Source organism: Modicisalibacter muralis (genome assembly GCF_900102945.1).
Lineage (GTDB): Bacteria > Pseudomonadota > Gammaproteobacteria > Pseudomonadales > Halomonadaceae > Modicisalibacter > Modicisalibacter muralis.
In genome coordinates, this window is sequence record NZ_FNGI01000007.1 from 70,046 (window position 1) to 87,257 (window position 17,212).

Genomic DNA, 17,212 nt, shown 5'->3' on the forward strand with positions numbered 1-17,212 from the left:
CCTGGGAGGGTTGCAGCTTATACAGGGCCGTCGTGCAGCCAGGTATCGGTGGTCCAGAATTCGCGCCACCAGATGAATTCGCCGCGAATATCGGTGGTCTGGCCGCCGCGGTACTCAAGCGGGTTATGTATCTCGTCGATGGCGTGACCGAACAACGCCGCTCGCACCTCGCTGCGCGCCTGGCGAAACTGGGCATGTGGGCAGAGTATCCACAGCCCATAGGTCAGCGTGACGGCCTGCACCGGGCGCAGGGTTTCCGCCTCCCCCGCCACGCCGTCCTCGGCGAGATAGATCAACGCCGCCGGCGTCTCGGCGCCCAGGTCATCGATGGGTGCGGCGAACCACGCCTCGTCGACTGTGGCGAATATCGGGCATTGCGTGCGCACGCGATCGATCACCGCATCGATAACGTCGTAGGCCATGGGTCATTCCTTGGTAAGCAGGTAGTCGAGGCGATCATTGAACTGCTGCGGCAAGTCCTTGCGCACCAGATCCTGAGCGCCTTCGATCACGCTGGGGTGCGCGACCATGCCGGGTATCGACGGGCCATATTGAATGCGCGGCTGGCTCTTGTTATCGCTCTTGTCGGAGCGACGCAGGATGTGGTCCTTGGCATACCAGCCACCCTTGACCAGTTGCCGGCCCTTGTCCTTGCGGACGCGCACCGTGACGCCCCGTCGCCGCGTCTTGAACTGTTTGCCCTTGCGACTGGTGGCGGTAATCCGCACCACCTTCGTCTTGGGGGCGAACCGCTCGAGCGGTATCGCCCCGCCGGTGTAGAGCAGCGCCCGCGTGGCGTCACGGCGAACGCGCGTTATCTTGAGTTGCCGCTTGATGTCGCGCGCCTTGATCGCGTAGGTGCCGCGCACATCCTTCGAGATATACGTCGCCGCCTTTCGCGACGTGGCATCGACCGACCAGCGCAACGCTTTCTCGACCTTGCCGCTATCTTCGCCAAGCTGCTTTTTCAGCGCCTGGAACTCGCGAATGTCGTATTTGAGGTTGGGCATGGAGCCTCCCTACGTGACGTAGAGCCGCCGTATATGGCCGTCGTCTTCGAGAATCTGCTGAACCGTCCATGTGCGTGACGGAGTAGCGATCGTGTCACCCTGTCGGGACGTGGTCACATCGCTCACGCGCACGCTGATAGTGGTGACCCGCATAGCGACCTGATCATCGTCCTGCGCCTCGAAATCGCGCTCGAGGATGTGCTCGATGCCAGAGGCGACGAGCCCGGCACCTTGATAGGTGCATGGCCCATCGCCGAGATGGGTCATGACCGCCCCGTCGAGGCGGTCAAGGTGGTCGGAGAACCTCATCGCAGCTCACCGCCTCAGGAGGCGGTGTTCTCCAGCAGCTTGATGATGACCTTGGGCCGCGTGCATAGGTGCGCAGGGTTTGACTGCGCCTCGAGCTCCACGCCCTTGTTGTGGTCCAGCATCCTGGAACTGGAGTAGAACGGCAGGCCCAGCGTGTTCACGGTGTCCATATAGTCGCCCGGCGCGAACCGGGAGATGAACAGGTCGAGCACGCCAGACGGAACGGCGTAGGCCCCGGTGTCGGCGACCTTGACCTGGCCGCCGCCGCGGTAGCGCTCCCAGTAGATTCCGCCGAATAGGAAGGCCTCACGCGGATCGGCCCGCAGGCGAGCGCCCGCCTCCCAGCGCTGGTAGGCTTCCTTCACTTTCGAATGGGTGATGAACTTGCGCCAGAAGCTTTTGCCGCAGATAGCCGTGACACCCGTATAGGACAGGCCGCCCAGTGCATCCTCAATGCCTTCGTGGATGTCGAGGGTGACACCCTGCACATCGGTCGTTGCAGTGCCGAGCTTCATCTCGACAGTCGTCTGGGTCATGCCGAACGACTGGAACAGGTCGTACAGCACCGTAGTTCCATTGGAGTCGAGGACCTTGCCTTGCAATGCGCCCAGGCGGTGATACTCGTGGGTCATGTCGATGCGCTGAGCCATCTTGGCCAAGCGGCGATTGACCACGGTCTGCACCGCTTGCTCGCTGTCTTCGGTGCCAAAGGCGCGAACGTTCTGTACCTCATCTGCCAGCACGGTCGCGGTGGTCGGCAGGTGAGCGGTCTGAAAGCTCACGGCGGTGCGTTTGTCGCCGCCAACCACGGAACCGGGCGCGCCGCGAGGCTTGCTCTCGACCAGGCCGAGGGTGTCGCCATCCTTCTCGATCAGCACATTGGTGGTGCTGATGCCTTCGGCCTCGAACAGACCCATGGCACCGATCTGGTTGGGGACGTACTGAACCTCGTTGATCGCCGCGGTCAGCGACGCCAGGGTGAAAATATCAGAATCAAAAGGACCCATGACTGGCCTCTCTCGTAAATGGATTCGAAGGGTTTGACGCGCCGCGGACGCGGCCGATAAGGGATCAGTCGCGGACGATGACGCCGAGACCAACCAGGTCGTTGGTGCCAGCGGTGATTTGTGCTTCGGTCGCGCCAGTGGGCCAGGTCAATGCCTCGCCGTGGACCTCACACGCACGCACATGCACCACGATCGGCACTGGGGCATCAGTGGCATCGGCCGCGGCGTATAGCACGGCCTTGGCTATTTCGGTGCCATCGGTGGCTGCAGGCGCGAGCGCCACGTAATCGCCACCGGCATTCAGCGCCAGCACGGCGCCAGCAGGTAGGTTGCCGGCGGCCAGCATGCCCTGCTCGCGTGAGCGCGCGCCGTTGGCTTCGGAGACGATGTGCGCGCCGGTGTGGCGGGGTTCGACGTGCTTCTTATTAGCCATGTGGTTTACCTCGCGTAGGCTGGTTTAGGCTGGGGTCTTGCGGTTGAGCCGGGCATAGATCGCGTTGTGATCGATGCCCGCACGATGCCCGCCTTCGGGCGAATGGTTGCCATTGATGGCGTGTTTGTTGCCGCTGGCGGCGGCCACGTCGTAGATGTATTCGCTGGCCTGCGCCTCGGTCATGCCGTTGCCGATCAGCTTGTCGAGCAACTGCGGCTGCCCGGTGGTCTGGCACGCCTTGACGATGGCCACAACGCGGTCGCGCTCGGCAGTGACAGCCGCCTGGGTCTGCTCAGGTAGCTCGACGGTGGCCTTGGCCTGTGTCTCGATCTGCTCGATGAGCCCGGGGTGGGCTTCGCGTAGACTGGCCAGCGTGGGAGCGGCACGCAGCGCAACGATGCGGTCGCCGAGATCGGCGGCCTGTTCGTCAACTTCGCCAGGAGTAATATCGAAGGCCAGCGCCAGCGCATCGCGGGCGTTCATGGCTTGCGCCTGATCGCTCTGACTCTGGATCTTGGCGCGGGCCTGCTCGGCACCATGCGCCATGGCTTTGGCCAAACCGGCCATTGATGCGGCGGCCTTTGTTTCGACCATGACCGTATCGGCCAGCCCCAGCGCCACGGCTTCCTCGGCGTTAAGGATGGTGCCGTCACCATCACCGCCCTTGATCAGCGCCAGCATTTCCTCGCGCTTGTCTTCTCCGACCCGCGCCAAGTAGTTGACCATGATGCCGTCGGTGATCTTGTCGAGATCACCGGCCAGGGCGCGCAGGTCGTCAGCATTTCCCAAGGTGACTGTCCACGGCTGGTGAACCATCATCCACGAGCCAAGGCCCATATTGACCTGATCGCCAGCGGCAGCGATGACAGAAGCGATGCTCGATGCCTGCCCCAACACATTGACGGTGACATTGGCCGAGTGGCTGCGCAGGTAATTAGCGATGGTGATGCCATCGGTTACCGCGCCACCAGGGCTGTTGATGTCGATGGTGATTTCATCGAGCTCACCCAGGGCTTTCACTTCCCGCATGAAATCACTGGACGCAACGCTATCGTCGGACCACCAGTTGCGACCGATCTCGCCATCGATGGTGATGTGAGCGGCGCGCGGGTTCTCCGCGAGGGCTTTGGCTGTAAACCATTTCATGAGTCGTCTTCCTCGTTATCGGGGTCGTTGGCCAGCCCTTCGAGGGCCTTATGCAGTGCGCCGTTCTTGGCGGTGTGGCGTGGGTCGGAATCCAGCACCAAGCCGTGCTGTTCGGCGCTGGCATTGCCGTTTTCTATTTCGGCATCGAGCTGCTCGAGCGACCAGCCGCGCTCGCCAGCGGCCTCGCTGCGCGGTTTGAAGCCGGCACGCACTTCGAGAAGATCGGCGGTGACTTCCTTGAGCGGGTCCACCCAGGCCCATTTCGGGGCGATCCAATCGATGGCCAGCAACGCGTCGCGGTTCGCCCAGTAGTTGGCGATGGGTAGCGCGCCGCTGGTGACCGCGACATCCAGCCACTTGGCGGCGATGCGCCGGCACCATTGATGCACGATCAACTGGGCTTGCAGTGCCTCGGCACGCCGCCTAAATTCCAGCAGGCCGGCTCGGATGCTGGAGTAGTTGACGCCCTTGAGATCGCCGGTCAGTTGTTCGTAAGTAATGCCTGCGCCACGCGCCACGGCGAGCAGCTCGGTACGCAGCCACTCGGTGTAGTTGCTGCCGATGTCCGGCGGAGCCGAGAAGGTGATCTCTTCGTCGTCTTCGAGGTAGTGAATGCCACCCGGCGTGAACTCGGAGAGCGGGTCGACCTCGCCGGGCTGGGAAACAAGCGCGCCGAAATTGGGACCGTCGTCCTCGGGGTCGTGCCCTGTCTTGCGTTTGACGAACGCCCCGAACAGTTGCGCCAGCTTCTGGCGCGCCAGCGTGGCGTCCTGCATCTCGTCGATTTCGTAAAGGCGCACGATGACCGATGTGAGTTCGGGCACGCCGCGCAGCTGGCCCGGGCGCGTGCGACGGAACATATGCACTACGCTGTCAGCCGGAACCGGCACGCGGGTATTGAGTTCGCTGGTCAGCTTCTCGTGCGGGTGGTAGCGCCAAAGGTGAAAGGCGGTGCGCTGGCCGATGCCGTTAAACTCGATGCCCATCTTGATCAGCCGGCCACCGAATGCGCGCGAATACGCCGGGTCGAGATGCTCGGCTTCGATTACTTGAACCTGTAGCGGTACGCTCAGCCCGTCCGATGTGCGCCGATAGCGAAACCGCCCCAGCGCCTCGCCGGCCTCGAATTGCGCGCCAGCCGCCAGGGCCTGCAGGCCGTAGAAATCATCGATGCCATCGGCGTCGCATTCTTCTACCCAGCGATCCCACAGCGCTTGAATGATCGGGTCTCCCCACTGCGGCTTGATGCCAGTCCCTACCAGGTTGGAGACATACGCCTCTTTCGCACCGCGCGCGTAGGCATTGTTGCGAATGGCGTTATGGCTGCGCGCCTGTAGCGTGGGTAGTGAACGGGCGATAGGCGCATTGGGGCCGCTGATCACGTTGCCCTTTCCCGCCATACGCCGGCTGTGCGACCCACCCTCGTACTGCGCCTGAACGGGCACGAGGTGGCCGCCGCGCATGGTCATTCGCAGACGCGGTTTCACGGTGGCAGCGGTCATTAGAGGCCTTTCGAGGTGGTTACGTAGCGAGTGCGGGTGCGGCGTGCTTTGCCGGTATCGAGGTAGGAGATGATCTGCCGTTCGACTTCGCGCAGCTTGTCCAGGTCAGCACTCCCGGAATACTCGATCGTCCGACCGTCCTTGGTGACACGAGCCACGCGCAGGCCAGATGCGAGATCGAGAATGGCCTTGCGAATCTGCGCCAGGTCGTCAGTGGTGTAGGCCATGGGCATCTCCTAGATTCGGGGCTTGACGACACGGCGCTGTCGCCGGCGAGGTGGTGTTGCCTGCGCTTCGCGGGCTTCCTGCTGCTGGTTGCCATTTGGGGCGACGACAAGCATGTTGTCGTCCCAATCCGCCGCCCAGGCAGGCGGCGCCGACCAATCGATCTTCTCGGCCTTGAGCAGAATGAAGACGACCAGGTTGTAAACGCACAGGTCAAAGGCTTCGTTGGGGCGTTTGCCGGGGCGCGACCATTTGCCGGTGGCAGGGTCGCGCATCTCGTAGGTCAGTTCGTCGTACCACCAGCGACCCAGCCAATGCGGGACGTGCATGTAGCCGGAGCCGGGGTTGTCGCGGTCCATCATCGCCGCAACGGCATCCTTGAGCAGGTCGGTGCCCAGCAGGTACATCGGCACGTCGCCGCGCGCGCTGGACTTGCGCGACTTGCGGCTGGTGTTGTCCGGCCAGGTCTTCCGCACCCGGTTGGCAGTCTTCGAACTGCCACCCTTAACCAGGAACACGCGGCTTTGAAGCCCCTCTTTCGCTAGGCGGCGAAACCAGTCGTAGGCCTGCGAGGTGACCGACTCTTCGCCCTGCCCCTCTCCGCCGGTGTCGACCGCCATGGCGGCGATCGGCATGCGTCGCGCACTGCCATCGGCGAGGCGGTAGGAGCGATGAAGCACATCGCGGGTCAGCAGATCCCAGTCTTCCGGCTGTGTGGCCGGGTTGATCGGCCGGGGCGACTGATCGTTGGCCGGTCCGCGATCCTCTTTGATGTTGAACCGATCGACGACCCACATTTCGCGGTTCGCGCCCCAACCGTGAATCTGCACCACGAAGCGGCGTTCTTTACCGCCCTGCACATCCACGGCGGCGGTCAGGAAGCGCACACCAGGCGGCACGGTGCGGCGCTCGGTCTGCTCCGCGCGATCCATCAAGCGCTGACTGCTGCGCTGGGTAGCGGCGCGTCGGTAGAGGTACGGCCGGCCCCAGTCGGTGTTGATGACCGTCTTGAGGGTTTCCTGGCTGCCGGTCTGTTCGAACGTCTCTTCGGCCCGGCGCAGTTTCTCGGTCAACGATGCCCAGGACTGGAACGCCGCCGCCGGGCCCTCCATCCAGAACGACGCGATACGGGTCTGTCGGCGCGTGCCGATCAGCTCGCCATCGGGCGTTAGGTCGCAGCCCTCCGGCATCCAACGACCCGACAGGTTCAGCGAGCGCTTGGCCTTGGGATCGATCTCGGCGGAGCAATGCGGGCAGAACACTCGGCCACTCTTAAGCTGGAAGTGCTCTTGGGTCGGCGTGAACCAATGCCGACACGACGGCTCCGGACATTGCCAGTACCACAAGCGCCGGTCGCCCTGGTTGAACAGGTCGAGAACACCGGTTGTGGGTGGCGCCATGTGCGGCTGACCTTCCGGGCGCACCCAATCAGGGTCGGTCACTTCACGACCGGGCGACGATTCCGCCAACGTCATGCCGGTTGAGCCGAATGTCTGGGTGCGCTTGTTGCCCATGGTGAAGGCGTCGCCCTCACCATCGATGTTCTCGTCGAGGCGGTCGTAATCGGTGATCAGCACGAACTGATAGTCGGAACTCGCCAGCACGTTCTTCGACGGCCACTTGATGCCCAGATAATTACCGGCGCGAAAGGTCTTGTCGTGGACGTTGTTATCGTGGCCACGCGGGCTGAGCCGTGCCGCTAGCGCCGGCGAGTTCTGCAACATGCAGTCGATGCGTTTCTTGCTGAACTCGCGCGCCTTCTCTTCGGAAATCTGAACGATCAGCCCGTCGCCAGGGTCACAATCGACCTTGTAGGCGACATAGCCATCGACCAGGGCGTTAGTCTTGCCGGTCCGCGCGGGGCCGGCGAATATCACCGCGTCATAGAGACGTGAGCCCATGCAGTCGAGCGGCTCCACCATGTAGGGCGTGGCGTCCGGACTCCAGTCGCGAATCGTGCCATCGCCGCCCACCACCTTCATGCGCTCGGCAGCGGCCTGACTGGCACGGATACGGCGCGGCGGTCGGATCAACTCGGCGACATCGCGGCGAATGGCGGCGGCACTGGCATAGCTACCCATTGGCCGCCTCCGTCTCGTCATCGGCGATAACCGACTGGTACATCTGTTCGCGCAGGGCGTCGGTGGTTTTCTCGACCAGTTCGATGGTCTCCGGCGCCAGCCCGGCATCGCGCTCGAGCATATCGGCGAGCGAGTCGAGACTACTGGCGACCGCCTTGGCGAGTCGGCTCATCTCGCGATGCGCCTCCTCGACCGGCACCAGCAGGCGCATGTCCTTCTCGAGCTTTACCCGCTCGTTCTCGGACTGGTACCACGCCTTGCGTTCCTGCGGTGGCAGCTCGTCGGGATCCAGCCCGGTACCGCCGAACGTCTCGCCGAACAGGGCGGGGCCGACATCTTTCAGGGCGTAAACATTCGCCCCGTTACGCGTGCCAGCGGGAACGATGCCTGCATCGCGCAGGCGTTTGCGGACGGTGTCACGGTGCAGACCAAAAGCATCGGCCAGTCTGGTGATGTTCCAGTTGTAGGCCTCTTCCAGGCGATTGATGTCTGCCACACGTGGGTCATCCTATGTTCGGCACCGTGGCCCTCTTCGCTTCGGCACCTTCGGCACCTCTATCATCAAGCACCATGCGGGTTAGAGGCCGGTGCTGCTGACGACCCACTGGCGCCGAAAATTTGTCGAAATCCGCGATGCTGCGACCCCGTGGACGGCGAGTTTCCAGCCGGAAGGACCCGCGATTTTCTGTGGGCGGATGGGCTGGCGCCGGGCGTCATTCCTCGGCCCCATCACCACCCGGGTGCTGTAATATCTCAGCGATACCCACCCGGTCCGCATTGAACCGACGCCGTAGCGCCTCGTAATCAGCGAGCAGCTCAAGCAAATCGCGATTGGCGTGAATGTCGTCAACGCTGGCCGGAGCCGGTAGTGGCGCGATCAGATGCTCGGGCACCGTCGGCACCAGCATGATCGGCGACGGCATCGTCTGCGAGTTGGCGCACCCAGTCAGCGATACCATCAGGCACAGGCTCAGCAGACCAATCACGTGTCGCCGCATCGTTTCGCTCCAGTGTTGTGAGTGCATCCCGGCTGGCGCGGATGTCGGCGGTAATCGTCGCCAGTTGCTCATCGCGACGGTCAAGCGTCTCGCTGAGCTGCTGGATCTGCTCTCGCTGCCAATCGAGCGCGCCGGCCAGTGCATCGGCCCGGGCTTCTGACTGCTTTAACTCCGTGATCGCCTGGGCAGCCTGGGCTTGATAGCGATCGGCCTGCCACCATTGCCAGCCAGCTACAGCAAGCGCAGCAACCATCAGCCAAGCCGTTATCGGCACAACACCCAGCAGACGACCGATCACGATCCACCACCCGCCGGCTGCCCAGCGATCAGCGTGCCCTGCTCAGTCCCGATCAAGCACAGTTCGCGCTCGGCCTTGCGGCGGCGCACCAGCCCGGCCAACTTCCGACCGCCGGCATACACCCACCGGCGTAGCTCATTACATGCGCCTACCACATCGCCAGCGTTCAGCTTGCGCAAGAGAGTTGAGCGCATCAGCGCGTCCTCGCCAACGTTGTAGGTAAACGATGCAAGCGCGGCGCGGCGTGTGGGTGGCAGCACGACATCAACATGCTGATCGACGGCATCGAAGGCATCGCCCAGGTCGCCTGCTAGCAACTTATCGCACTCGTCATTGGAGAGCGTCTGACCCAGCTGCACACCCTGTGTATGTCCATCGCAGATCGTGGGAATACCCACCGGATCGAGATACGCCTCGTTGCTACGGCCTTCGAAGTGACTCACGGTCGCCGCAGCGATGGTCAGGGCGCCGCCGATAACCGGTATACCCAACCGCTTAATCAGACTCATGTCGCGTCGCCCTCCTGAGCCGATCCCATACGCCGCTCATGCTCACGCTCATCCATCTGCAGTCGCCGCTTCTCGGCACGCAGCTTGCGGATGATCAGCCAGGTCTGCAGTAGCATGTACAAGCAGGTCAGCAACCCAGCGACCAGCGTCACCTGAGTCGATGGATCAGCCTGAGAGATAGCCGCCCAGCCGACACCCACCGGTGTTATGCGTGCCGCCTCGGTGACGATCATGGACGAGTTGGACATGATGAATCCTGTGCGCTGTGGACTAGACATGGCGACACCTCGCGACGGGCGCGAAGATAGACCTGCAAGCAAAAGAAAGGGTGTCGCCCGGCCGAGGGGAACGGGAGCGTAGGGGAACGCAACCGGGCGACATAACATGGAAGCAGGTCCCGGAATCGAACCGGGTACTCTGGGATATGAGCCCAGCGTCTTGACCGTCTGACCCACCTGCTAGGCACCGGGCCGCACCCGGCGATTTGAATGCCCTCTCTTGGCGGAGCCGCTTTGAACGGAAAGGACACTCCAACGAAAACGCCCCGGCTACCGAAGTAGTCGAGGCGCAGAAATCACAAGCTTAGCTGAAAGGTAGCACCGAAGTAGCGCGAATACAACATATTGTGCTTACGCTGCGATTCTTGCCTGATCAGCTACCACATTGAGTAGTGCAGCTCGTGCCCGCCTAGCCGTATCCCGCAGCGCAACCACAGACCTAAACGGGCGTTGCTCACCTGGCGGCTTAAGTACCGCCAACCGCTTGCGCTGGGCCTTTGCATCGAATCGAACAGGTTTCAATCTCCACGTCGTATGTTTGAACGGTACATGTAAGGCAACGCCATATCCTGCCATCGGCGCCCATCCCAGCCGCTGTAACAGCTCCACCTGGCGCTCCACCACCTGCGCCAGCGTCATCATGCGCGGCGACTGGCAACCGCCCACCGGCTGGATCGCATAACCAGTCAACAGCAGCGCCATCTGCTGGCGCTCGCTCACATGCGCCAGCAACGCCTTCGACATCGTGCGCCAGCGGCAGGCATACCGGTATCGCTCGGCGGCCTGGCCGACATGATCGACGGTGCCGGTCAGTTCGCCTCGACCTTCACCCATCCCACCGATCGTACTCACCTTGTGATACCCGACGTTCTGATGTCGCAGCCCGGTGCGCCAATCGATCTCGACCTCGATCAACTCACTCAGCGCTGCTGCCAGCAAGCGCTCCCTGCGCGCGCCTTGTGGCTCAAGCCGAATGAGGCCGAGCAGCTCATTGATACCCATGTCCTCAATGCGTCGCATATGATCCCCTTCTTAACACAGGTTAAGCCATTGCTTTTCTTAACAATTCCTCGCTTGTCTCTCAAACGACCTATCTACTAGCCTGTTAAATACGGTAAGCAGCGGCCAAGGAAAGGCCGCCAGTTCAAGGATGAGCGTGGTCAGGATGACCGAAGCTTGGGAAAGGACGGCAGCAGGGGCAGGAAGCCACCCATGCCAAGGAATCCCAGAACGGCTTACCTTTATGCAGGAATAGTTACCTGCAACCCGCCCGGCCACCTTGGCCGGGCTTTGTTTAGGTACCCTTCCGCCACACAGATCCAAACTGCATTTCCCGTCGATCGATGGTGCTCACGGTTTCTGGCCAACCCGCATACTCTTGAAGCACCGCCCGTAGCTCGAAGAAGCCCCGCGCCAGCACCGCGCAATAGCCGTGCCGTTCCGAGAGCGTCAGCCAGTCACGCTGCGAATCGGACAGTCGAGCATCATTCGGCGGCATGGCCTTGAACTCCACCACCAGCCCCAGCCATCCACCGCGTCCACACAGAAAGATGAAGTCAGACACACCGGCCTTAGCACCCTGCGCCTTTAGCTTTGCGCCAGCCACGGCATCACGGTTGCCACCATTCGGCGGATGGAAGAAGGGCTCGTACAAACCGCCGACCTCGCTGCCACGCAGCGACTCGCCATGCAGCCAAGCCACCGCCGCAGCGTGCTCACGCTCCTCGAGCTGGCGCGGGTTCTTGCGCAGTGAGCCATCCTTATTGACTGAACGCTTACGGCGCGTGCCTTCGAAAGCCCGGTTGCTCCAACCCATCAGCCCGCCCTCCTTTGCTGCCAGGCCAGCACTTCGCGACCCGCGATCAGCGATAGCTTGCCGCCGGGCAGAAAGGCTCCGGTATCGAGGAATAGCACGTTACCCAGCCATGCCGGCTCGGCGACGATGGTATGCCCGACCACCACCGCGTCGATGCCAGCCACTGGAGTCTGGTCCTGGCTCTTGATGCGTGAGCGACCCCAAACCAACTCCTGTTTGTACGCATGGCCTGCCAGTTCGATCAGTGACCAATCACCAGGTGGTTCGGCATGCACCATGCCGATGCGTTTTCCGGACAGCTCTACTTCTCGCGCATAGGGCAAGTATCGAAGTGCTTCGCCAAGGATCTGCTTCACCTCGGCCATGTTCTGGCTAAGCGCCCACGTGCCACCATTTATCATCCAGAGATCCGTGCTGCCATCGCCATTCAACGCGTCGTAAGCCAGCATCTCGTGATTGCCACGCACGCCGTAGAACCACGGCTCAAAAGCGAGTGAGAGGCAATCGAACGAATCGGATCCTCGGTCTATCAGGTCGCCGACGCAGAAAAGCCGATCGCGCTTCTTATCGAACTCAATCCGTGCCAATGCCTCTTCGAGCAAGCGAAGCTGGCCGTGAATATCCCCCACAAAGTAGTCACGTCCCTCAGCATTCTCTGAATGTCTCTCGATCATCCCACTCTCCCTTGCTGGCGCTCCCAGCGCTGGTAGTCGGCAACGATGCGGTCGAGCATCGCCCGGGCCCGATCGTTGTGATCGATCTCGGCGCGGCTGGATACGCTACAGGCCGAACGAATGAAATCGGCAACGTCCTGCTCGCTATGCGTGCCATCCGGTAGCTGGCTGGTGCTCAGCCCATTGGCCCGCCGGCGGCGATAATCGAGATACAGCCGGAAGCGCGGGTTTCTCCCTACCGCCGCCGCGCGCTTGGATTGCGGGCCACCTTTGAGTGTCGACGTCATGCCGCCTCCATCGCGTAATGTATGAACGCCTGGCTGACGAACCACCAGAGCCAATACACCGAGGCCAGGGTCAACCAGAAAAGAGCAGCGTTACCGAGCTTGAGCGCACGCGAGCCGATGAATGGCACCAGCAACAGCCAGGTGAGCGCGAACGGCATCAGGACGAACAGGTTCGCCCAGAGTGGGGCCGAGCCTGTGCCGAGAATCAAAGCCCAACGACTCATGCCGCCACCTCGTCGCTCACATCGCTACATATCCGCGCACGCTCGACGCGCCTGCGCAGTTCGGCACAGACGCCAGGCAAATCGCCGATGCAAGGGTCAGCGGTACGTTTGTATTCCTGTGCCGCCAGTTCGCCAAGCCCGTCGATCACCGCCAGCAATTCCGCCTGTAGCTCGTCGTCGTGCTGGTTACGCAGTTGATTGATCGAAGTGGACAAGCCGTGCGTCAGTTTCTGGATGCGCCCAGGGCCGAGCGCCAACGTTTCCGGCTGCACCGAGCATTCACGTTCTTGCTGCCCATCTTCGGGTAGCGCCTCCCCCTCGCCGGTTCCGGCCAGCGTCTCGTCATCGGGATTACCCACATACCCAGGCGACCACGTCACCGGAGCATCGTCCTCTTCATCGGCGCTAACCATCTGCGCGCTTTCATCCGTCAGTGACCAGCACTCGTTCAGGTGCTTTTGCACCAGGCCGCGCCGGTTGAGTCCCGCCAGACATGGCCCCAGCGCGTTACCGGTGATCTCGACCAAGCCCGGCACTGTCGCCAACGCATTCTGGATGGACTCTCGCGGCAGGCTGCTATGCATTGAAACGGCGCCAGCCTCGAACAGCACATCGATGACTGACTGCTGCAGGTCGTTCAACTCCATTAGCTCACGCATGGGCTACCTCCTCCCGCTCGATCAGCGCCAGCATTCGGCAACCCTCCTCGGTGAGCCGCAGCGTGGTTCGACCGCTGCGTTGCCCAGGCTCGCGCGAAGTGCCGGCCACCTCCAGCGCGCCAGCATCCATCAGCTCATGCACCCTGCCACAGGCTGCGCTCAGCGTGATACCGGCACGCTCGGCAATCTCGTTACGGGTCAATGCCACCATCGGACTGGGCATGGCAAGCAGCACGCTACGCTGCTGAAGCGATAACGCCCCGCTGTGCCAGTGATCCATGTAGGCGGTGCGCTTTACCTCGTTACCGCTCGGCGTTGCGATCGGCTCCATGACTACGCCCTCCCCGTTGCTGTTCTCAATGCCGCTAGCCCCTGGCTGGCGCTCATCCGATGCGGTAGCCCCTCAGCCTCGGCACGCAGGGCGGCCTCCTCGTTGCTGGCGCGTTCTGCCAACTCGGCCTGGCGGCGACGGGCGTCATGCTCCAGAGCAGCCTGGGGGCGCATCGCCGCACCGCGCGCCACCCGCTCGACGACACACTCGCGGCTGTTGCTCGCGTAGTAGTGCTCGAACTGCCGGCGGTGCTCGGCCAGTTGGTGATAGCTGGCGCTGCGCAGATTGTGCAAATCCACATGCTCGGCAGCAGCGGCCACGGCCTCGTGCATGAACGGCTTGCCGGCAAATGCATGCTCCTGGACGTTGCGCCACGCCACCTCGATGCTGGGCAGACCCAACGGCTCCGGACGCAGACGGCACGCCTTCGCGAACAGCATCGGGCTATCCGGTGGCCACGCAGTCCGTCCCTGAGAAACGGCCTCGGCGGCGGCATCATTGAGAGCGGCCAGCCCGCACTGCACATGCGCCACGCTCAGATGTTGCAGGGCATGCAACCACTCGCCTGTAGCGTCAAAGCTCACCCACTCGCCGTTGAGGTTCTGCCCCCAGCCGCTGTCCACACATCGGCGGCGCCAGTGCGTCCCGTACAGTTGGCCCAGCGCATCGAACAGCCAGTCAACGGTTTCCGCCGTCACCGGCGACAAACTCCCCGTCGTAGACCCGCCCTGCTCCGCCTGGCGGTGCCGAGTCTTGGTCGCGGCGTTGCTGTTCAGCGAGGCGACGAGCTTCTGCGGCGCTGACGTTGGCGAATCGCTGGCGCTGTCCAGCAGCTGGCTGACGGTTTCCATGGGCACCTCCGGTGGGCTGTTGGGCTTGCTGGCGCTGGTCGTTGCGGATCCAGTCGACGAGTTTGGCAGTCCACGCCATGGCACCGTGACGCCGGCTCGGCTGGTCCGCATGGTGGGCAGTGAACTTGGCCAGCTGGTGCGTGGCCGGCTGGGTGTCGGCAGGCAGACCGGCACGCTGGCAGGCGGCGGCCAGGTGCTCGGGGTCGGGTTGCCAGTCCAGCGGCATCGGATACTGGCGCTCGGTCGTCGGTAACGGCTCGCCGTCATCGGTGCGTCTTGCCGCTTGCTCGAAAATCGACTCGCCCGCGCCAGAGTGAGAGGAGGTTAAGGGTCTAGTGGTAGATTCAAGGGGTGACACGGGTGACACCCTCCCCCTGACACGGGTGACACCCTCCCCTGTCAATTTGTCACCCTCGTAGGGTGTCAGGTTGTCACCCTCCCCTGATTGGGCAGATATAGTAGGGGTGACAGATTGACACCCTCCCCCAACGGTCAATCGATAGCGATTCGACTGCTGCCGACCGTTCGCCGCCTGGCGTTGCTGAACGGTGAGTAGCCCGCGCGTTTCGAGCACATCGACGGCTCGCTGAACGCTACGTCTGGAACAGCCCATCTCAAGTGCCATGGTGCCGATGGATGGCCAACAGACATGCGACTCGTCGGCATAGTCCGCCAGCAACATCAGCGCCAGCCGGGAAGGCGTCTTCACGTCGTCGGGCAACGTCTTCAGGGATTGGCGTGCCCAATGCATGGCAGCGAGGCTCATGGCGCCACCACGCTTGCCAGCTCGGCTCGCTGCTCACAACCAACGCACAAAGGCAGGAAGCCTTGGCGGTTGTACTTGAAATCGTCGTCGCGCCCTTCCCATCCGTTCGTTCGCCCATGCTTGGCAAGCACAGCTTGCTCGAGCCGGTGGATGCGATCGGCAACGTCCGGGTACCAGTACGCGATCTCTGCTAACTCGCCGCGGTGGGCAAAAGCACCGCACAGGCACTCGCCGCTCATGCAAAGCTTTTCCTTCACCGGGCTTCGCGGCAATTCACAGGCGGCCATGTAGTCGTGCTGGTCTTGGCTGGTCACGTTTATCATCGGAGCGACCCAGACCTGGCCACCAGACACGACGTTGACCTCTCGCACTGTTCCCATGCGCCGAGTGGATTCCTCGCGGCGCACGCCGGTGATTAGCATCACCTTGTTGCCACGTTTCCCGCGATAATCACGCACCAGCCGCTCCACCTGTCGCCCTTTGAGGCGGGTGTACATGAACTGGTGAGCGGGTCCGCCCGGAAAGCCATGCTCGAGGATGATTTCCTCGTAGACTTGCGGGTTCGGGGTTCCGTTGGCATAGGTGTTTTCGCTGGCCCGGTATATCTGCAGTGGCCACTTGTAGTGTCCGCAAACGTCCTTCACGAACTGCTGAGTTTCAGGAATGCCTATGCCAGTATCGATATGAGCGACACCGGTCAGCCGTTCGCCCAAGATTTCGGCGGCCATATGGGTGCAGGTCAGCGAGTCATGCCCACCGGAAAACAACGCAAACACGGCTGCCGGCTGATACTGCTCGATTGCGGTTTCGAGAATTCGGCTCGCCTCGCTGCGCAGAGCTTCGAGTCGAGGCACACGCGTGCTCATACCCCACCCTCCTCGCGCGCCATCTGCGCCGCTTCGTCATGAACCACTGCCCTGCCCCGATGCCAGGCACTGCTACCCAATTCATCGGCACCCAGCGCCAGCTCGACCGGCTTGCGCGCCTCGATGACCGCCCGGGCGCGATGCCACTCGGCGCAGGCGCTGTGATACCCGATGCATGACTCCCTTAATTCATGGCGCGTATCGACCCGCGCATTGATCGCCCGATTGGCGCGCTCGCAGATGGCGGCCAGTTGCCAATTATCGAGCCGTTCCGGGTGCTGACCACTCTTGGGTGCTGCCTTACGCTTGCGTGTTGCGGTAACGGTCGTCATGCCGGCACCTCCCCATTCACGCCCAGGCGTTCACGACGGAGTCGCGCCGCCTCGATCAGGTGCCCCTCACGGGTCGCCTCGGCACGTCGGGCCGCGAATCGGTCGAACGGCGTCGACAACGCAATCAGCGCCGCCATCGCCTGGTGATATTTCTCGCGGCACAGAACGGCGCGCTTGTCCCAGCCCCGGTTTTCGGCCTCCCCGACCTCCAGCGCCAACCGCGTGGTTTCTGTGATCAAGTCATCGCGCGCCCAAGCGCTGTAATCGGGAATATCGTGTGTGGTACTCATGCGTTCCCCTGTTGTTTCGTTCCTACCTGGTATAAGGGTCAGTCCCGACAAAATGGGTAACCAAGTCAGCGGCGGCCTATCAGCCGGACATCCCATTCCTCCGCTTCCGCTCCTGACATCTCGAGCAGGCGCTTCGCGTAGTGCGTCTTCTCCTGAACCTCAGTCAATGGAAGACAGCCGGCTGCGATCCACTGCGAAACGGCCCCCGAGGAAACGCCTAGCTCTCGTGCTACCCGATTGGTGCCACCCGCGCGGCGAATGAGTTTTCTAAGGCTGAGCTCAGGCTGCTTGGTCATGGATGTAGCCGATGAATGGGTTCA

At 62.6% G+C, this 17,212-nt stretch carries 25 protein-coding genes and 1 tRNA gene; all 26 read right to left on the minus strand.

The genetic code is table 11. From position 1 onward, the window contains the following. Nucleotides 1-17: 17 nt before the first annotated feature. Nucleotides 18-422: a phage tail terminator protein gene (locus tag BLR92_RS12590; RefSeq protein ID WP_089729082.1), complete on the minus strand. Its 405-nt coding sequence runs from the start codon at nt 420-422 to the stop codon at nt 18-20. Nucleotides 423-425: 3 nt separating this feature from the next. Continuing rightward, nucleotides 426-1,010, minus strand: coding sequence for a hypothetical protein (locus BLR92_RS12595; RefSeq protein ID WP_089729084.1), 585 nt, complete (start codon nt 1,008-1,010; stop codon nt 426-428). A gap of 9 nt (nt 1,011-1,019) precedes the next feature. Further along, a complete protein-coding gene (locus BLR92_RS12600; protein ID WP_089729086.1) occupies nt 1,020-1,319 on the minus strand; it encodes a head-tail joining protein in 300 nt (99 codons plus the stop codon). 14 nt (nt 1,320-1,333) lie between these two features. Next, complete coding sequence (locus BLR92_RS12605) at nt 1,334-2,326, minus strand: major capsid protein (RefSeq protein WP_089729087.1); 993 nt, start codon at nt 2,324-2,326, stop codon at nt 1,334-1,336. Between the two features lie 64 nt (nt 2,327-2,390). Next, nucleotides 2,391-2,759 carry a head decoration protein gene (locus BLR92_RS12610; RefSeq protein ID WP_089729089.1) on the minus strand — a complete coding sequence of 123 codons (369 nt, stop codon included), beginning with the start codon at nt 2,757-2,759 and terminating at the stop codon, nt 2,391-2,393. Between the two features lie 24 nt (nt 2,760-2,783). Further along, entirely contained in the window at nt 2,784-3,905 is a 1,122-nt protein-coding gene (locus BLR92_RS12615) for a head maturation protease, ClpP-related (protein ID WP_089729092.1), read from the minus strand. Next, nucleotides 3,902-5,407: a phage portal protein gene (locus BLR92_RS12620; protein WP_089729094.1), complete on the minus strand. Its 1,506-nt coding sequence runs from the start codon at nt 5,405-5,407 to the stop codon at nt 3,902-3,904. The genes BLR92_RS12615 and BLR92_RS12620 overlap by 4 nt, the downstream gene beginning before the upstream one ends. Continuing rightward, nucleotides 5,407-5,634 (minus strand): gpW family head-tail joining protein, encoded by a 228-nt coding sequence (gene gpW, locus BLR92_RS12625; RefSeq protein WP_089729096.1) that lies wholly within the window; start codon nt 5,632-5,634, stop codon nt 5,407-5,409. The genes BLR92_RS12620 and gpW overlap by 1 nt, the downstream gene beginning before the upstream one ends. Before the next feature lie 9 nt (nt 5,635-5,643). Then, nucleotides 5,644-7,713, minus strand: coding sequence for a phage terminase large subunit family protein (locus BLR92_RS12630; protein WP_089729098.1), 2,070 nt, complete (start codon nt 7,711-7,713; stop codon nt 5,644-5,646). Beyond that, a complete protein-coding gene (locus BLR92_RS12635; RefSeq protein ID WP_089729100.1) occupies nt 7,706-8,209 on the minus strand; it encodes a DUF1441 family protein in 504 nt (167 codons plus the stop codon). Before BLR92_RS12635 ends, BLR92_RS12630 begins: the two co-directional genes overlap by 8 nt. A gap of 350 nt (nt 8,210-8,559) precedes the next feature. Beyond that, nucleotides 8,560-9,009 carry a hypothetical protein gene (locus tag BLR92_RS19575; RefSeq protein WP_139171600.1) on the minus strand — a complete coding sequence of 150 codons (450 nt, stop codon included), beginning with the start codon at nt 9,007-9,009 and terminating at the stop codon, nt 8,560-8,562. Beyond that, a complete protein-coding gene (locus BLR92_RS12645; protein ID WP_089729104.1) occupies nt 9,006-9,518 on the minus strand; it encodes a lysozyme in 513 nt (170 codons plus the stop codon). Before BLR92_RS12645 ends, BLR92_RS19575 begins: the two co-directional genes overlap by 4 nt. Continuing rightward, the gene (locus tag BLR92_RS12650) at nt 9,515-9,766 is read right to left on the minus strand and encodes a hypothetical protein (RefSeq protein WP_089729105.1); all 252 of its coding nucleotides are present in this window, start codon (nt 9,764-9,766) and stop codon (nt 9,515-9,517) included. Before BLR92_RS12650 ends, BLR92_RS12645 begins: the two co-directional genes overlap by 4 nt. Nucleotides 9,767-9,903: 137 nt before the next feature. Next, a tRNA-Met gene (locus tag BLR92_RS12655) sits at nt 9,904-9,978 on the minus strand. A gap of 169 nt (nt 9,979-10,147) precedes the next feature. Beyond that, nucleotides 10,148-10,816: a hypothetical protein gene (locus tag BLR92_RS12660; RefSeq protein WP_089729108.1), complete on the minus strand. Its 669-nt coding sequence runs from the start codon at nt 10,814-10,816 to the stop codon at nt 10,148-10,150. A gap of 274 nt (nt 10,817-11,090) precedes the next feature. Then, on the minus strand, nt 11,091-11,612 hold the full coding sequence (locus BLR92_RS12665; RefSeq protein WP_089729110.1) for a VRR-NUC domain-containing protein: 522 nt from the start codon (nt 11,610-11,612) through the stop codon (nt 11,091-11,093). Continuing rightward, a complete protein-coding gene (locus BLR92_RS12670; RefSeq protein ID WP_089729112.1) occupies nt 11,612-12,286 on the minus strand; it encodes a metallophosphoesterase in 675 nt (224 codons plus the stop codon). Before BLR92_RS12670 ends, BLR92_RS12665 begins: the two co-directional genes overlap by 1 nt. Beyond that, nucleotides 12,283-12,573, minus strand: coding sequence for a hypothetical protein (locus tag BLR92_RS12675; protein WP_089729114.1), 291 nt, complete (start codon nt 12,571-12,573; stop codon nt 12,283-12,285). Before BLR92_RS12675 ends, BLR92_RS12670 begins: the two co-directional genes overlap by 4 nt. Beyond that, on the minus strand, nt 12,570-12,797 hold the full coding sequence (locus BLR92_RS12680; protein WP_089729116.1) for a hypothetical protein: 228 nt from the start codon (nt 12,795-12,797) through the stop codon (nt 12,570-12,572). Before BLR92_RS12680 ends, BLR92_RS12675 begins: the two co-directional genes overlap by 4 nt. After that, complete coding sequence (locus BLR92_RS12685; protein WP_089729118.1) at nt 12,794-13,456, minus strand: hypothetical protein; 663 nt, start codon at nt 13,454-13,456, stop codon at nt 12,794-12,796. Before BLR92_RS12685 ends, BLR92_RS12680 begins: the two co-directional genes overlap by 4 nt. Continuing rightward, nucleotides 13,449-13,787, minus strand: a complete 339-nt coding sequence (locus BLR92_RS12690) for a hypothetical protein (protein ID WP_089729119.1) — start codon at nt 13,785-13,787, stop codon at nt 13,449-13,451. The genes BLR92_RS12685 and BLR92_RS12690 overlap by 8 nt, the downstream gene beginning before the upstream one ends. A gap of 2 nt (nt 13,788-13,789) precedes the next feature. Beyond that, nucleotides 13,790-14,485 (minus strand): hypothetical protein, encoded by a 696-nt coding sequence (locus BLR92_RS12695; protein WP_353961331.1) that lies wholly within the window; start codon nt 14,483-14,485, stop codon nt 13,790-13,792. Further along, nucleotides 14,466-15,404, minus strand: coding sequence for a helix-turn-helix domain-containing protein (locus BLR92_RS20180; protein ID WP_175488810.1), 939 nt, complete (start codon nt 15,402-15,404; stop codon nt 14,466-14,468). Before BLR92_RS20180 ends, BLR92_RS12695 begins: the two co-directional genes overlap by 20 nt. Then, nucleotides 15,401-16,270, minus strand: a complete 870-nt coding sequence (locus BLR92_RS12705) for a phosphoadenosine phosphosulfate reductase family protein (protein WP_089729123.1) — start codon at nt 16,268-16,270, stop codon at nt 15,401-15,403. The genes BLR92_RS20180 and BLR92_RS12705 overlap by 4 nt, the downstream gene beginning before the upstream one ends. Next, nucleotides 16,267-16,602, minus strand: a complete 336-nt coding sequence (locus BLR92_RS12710) for a hypothetical protein (protein WP_089729125.1) — start codon at nt 16,600-16,602, stop codon at nt 16,267-16,269. The genes BLR92_RS12705 and BLR92_RS12710 overlap by 4 nt, the downstream gene beginning before the upstream one ends. Next, entirely contained in the window at nt 16,599-16,892 is a 294-nt protein-coding gene (locus tag BLR92_RS12715) for a hypothetical protein (protein WP_089729127.1), read from the minus strand. The genes BLR92_RS12710 and BLR92_RS12715 overlap by 4 nt, the downstream gene beginning before the upstream one ends. Between the last annotated feature and the right edge of the window lie 320 nt (nt 16,893-17,212).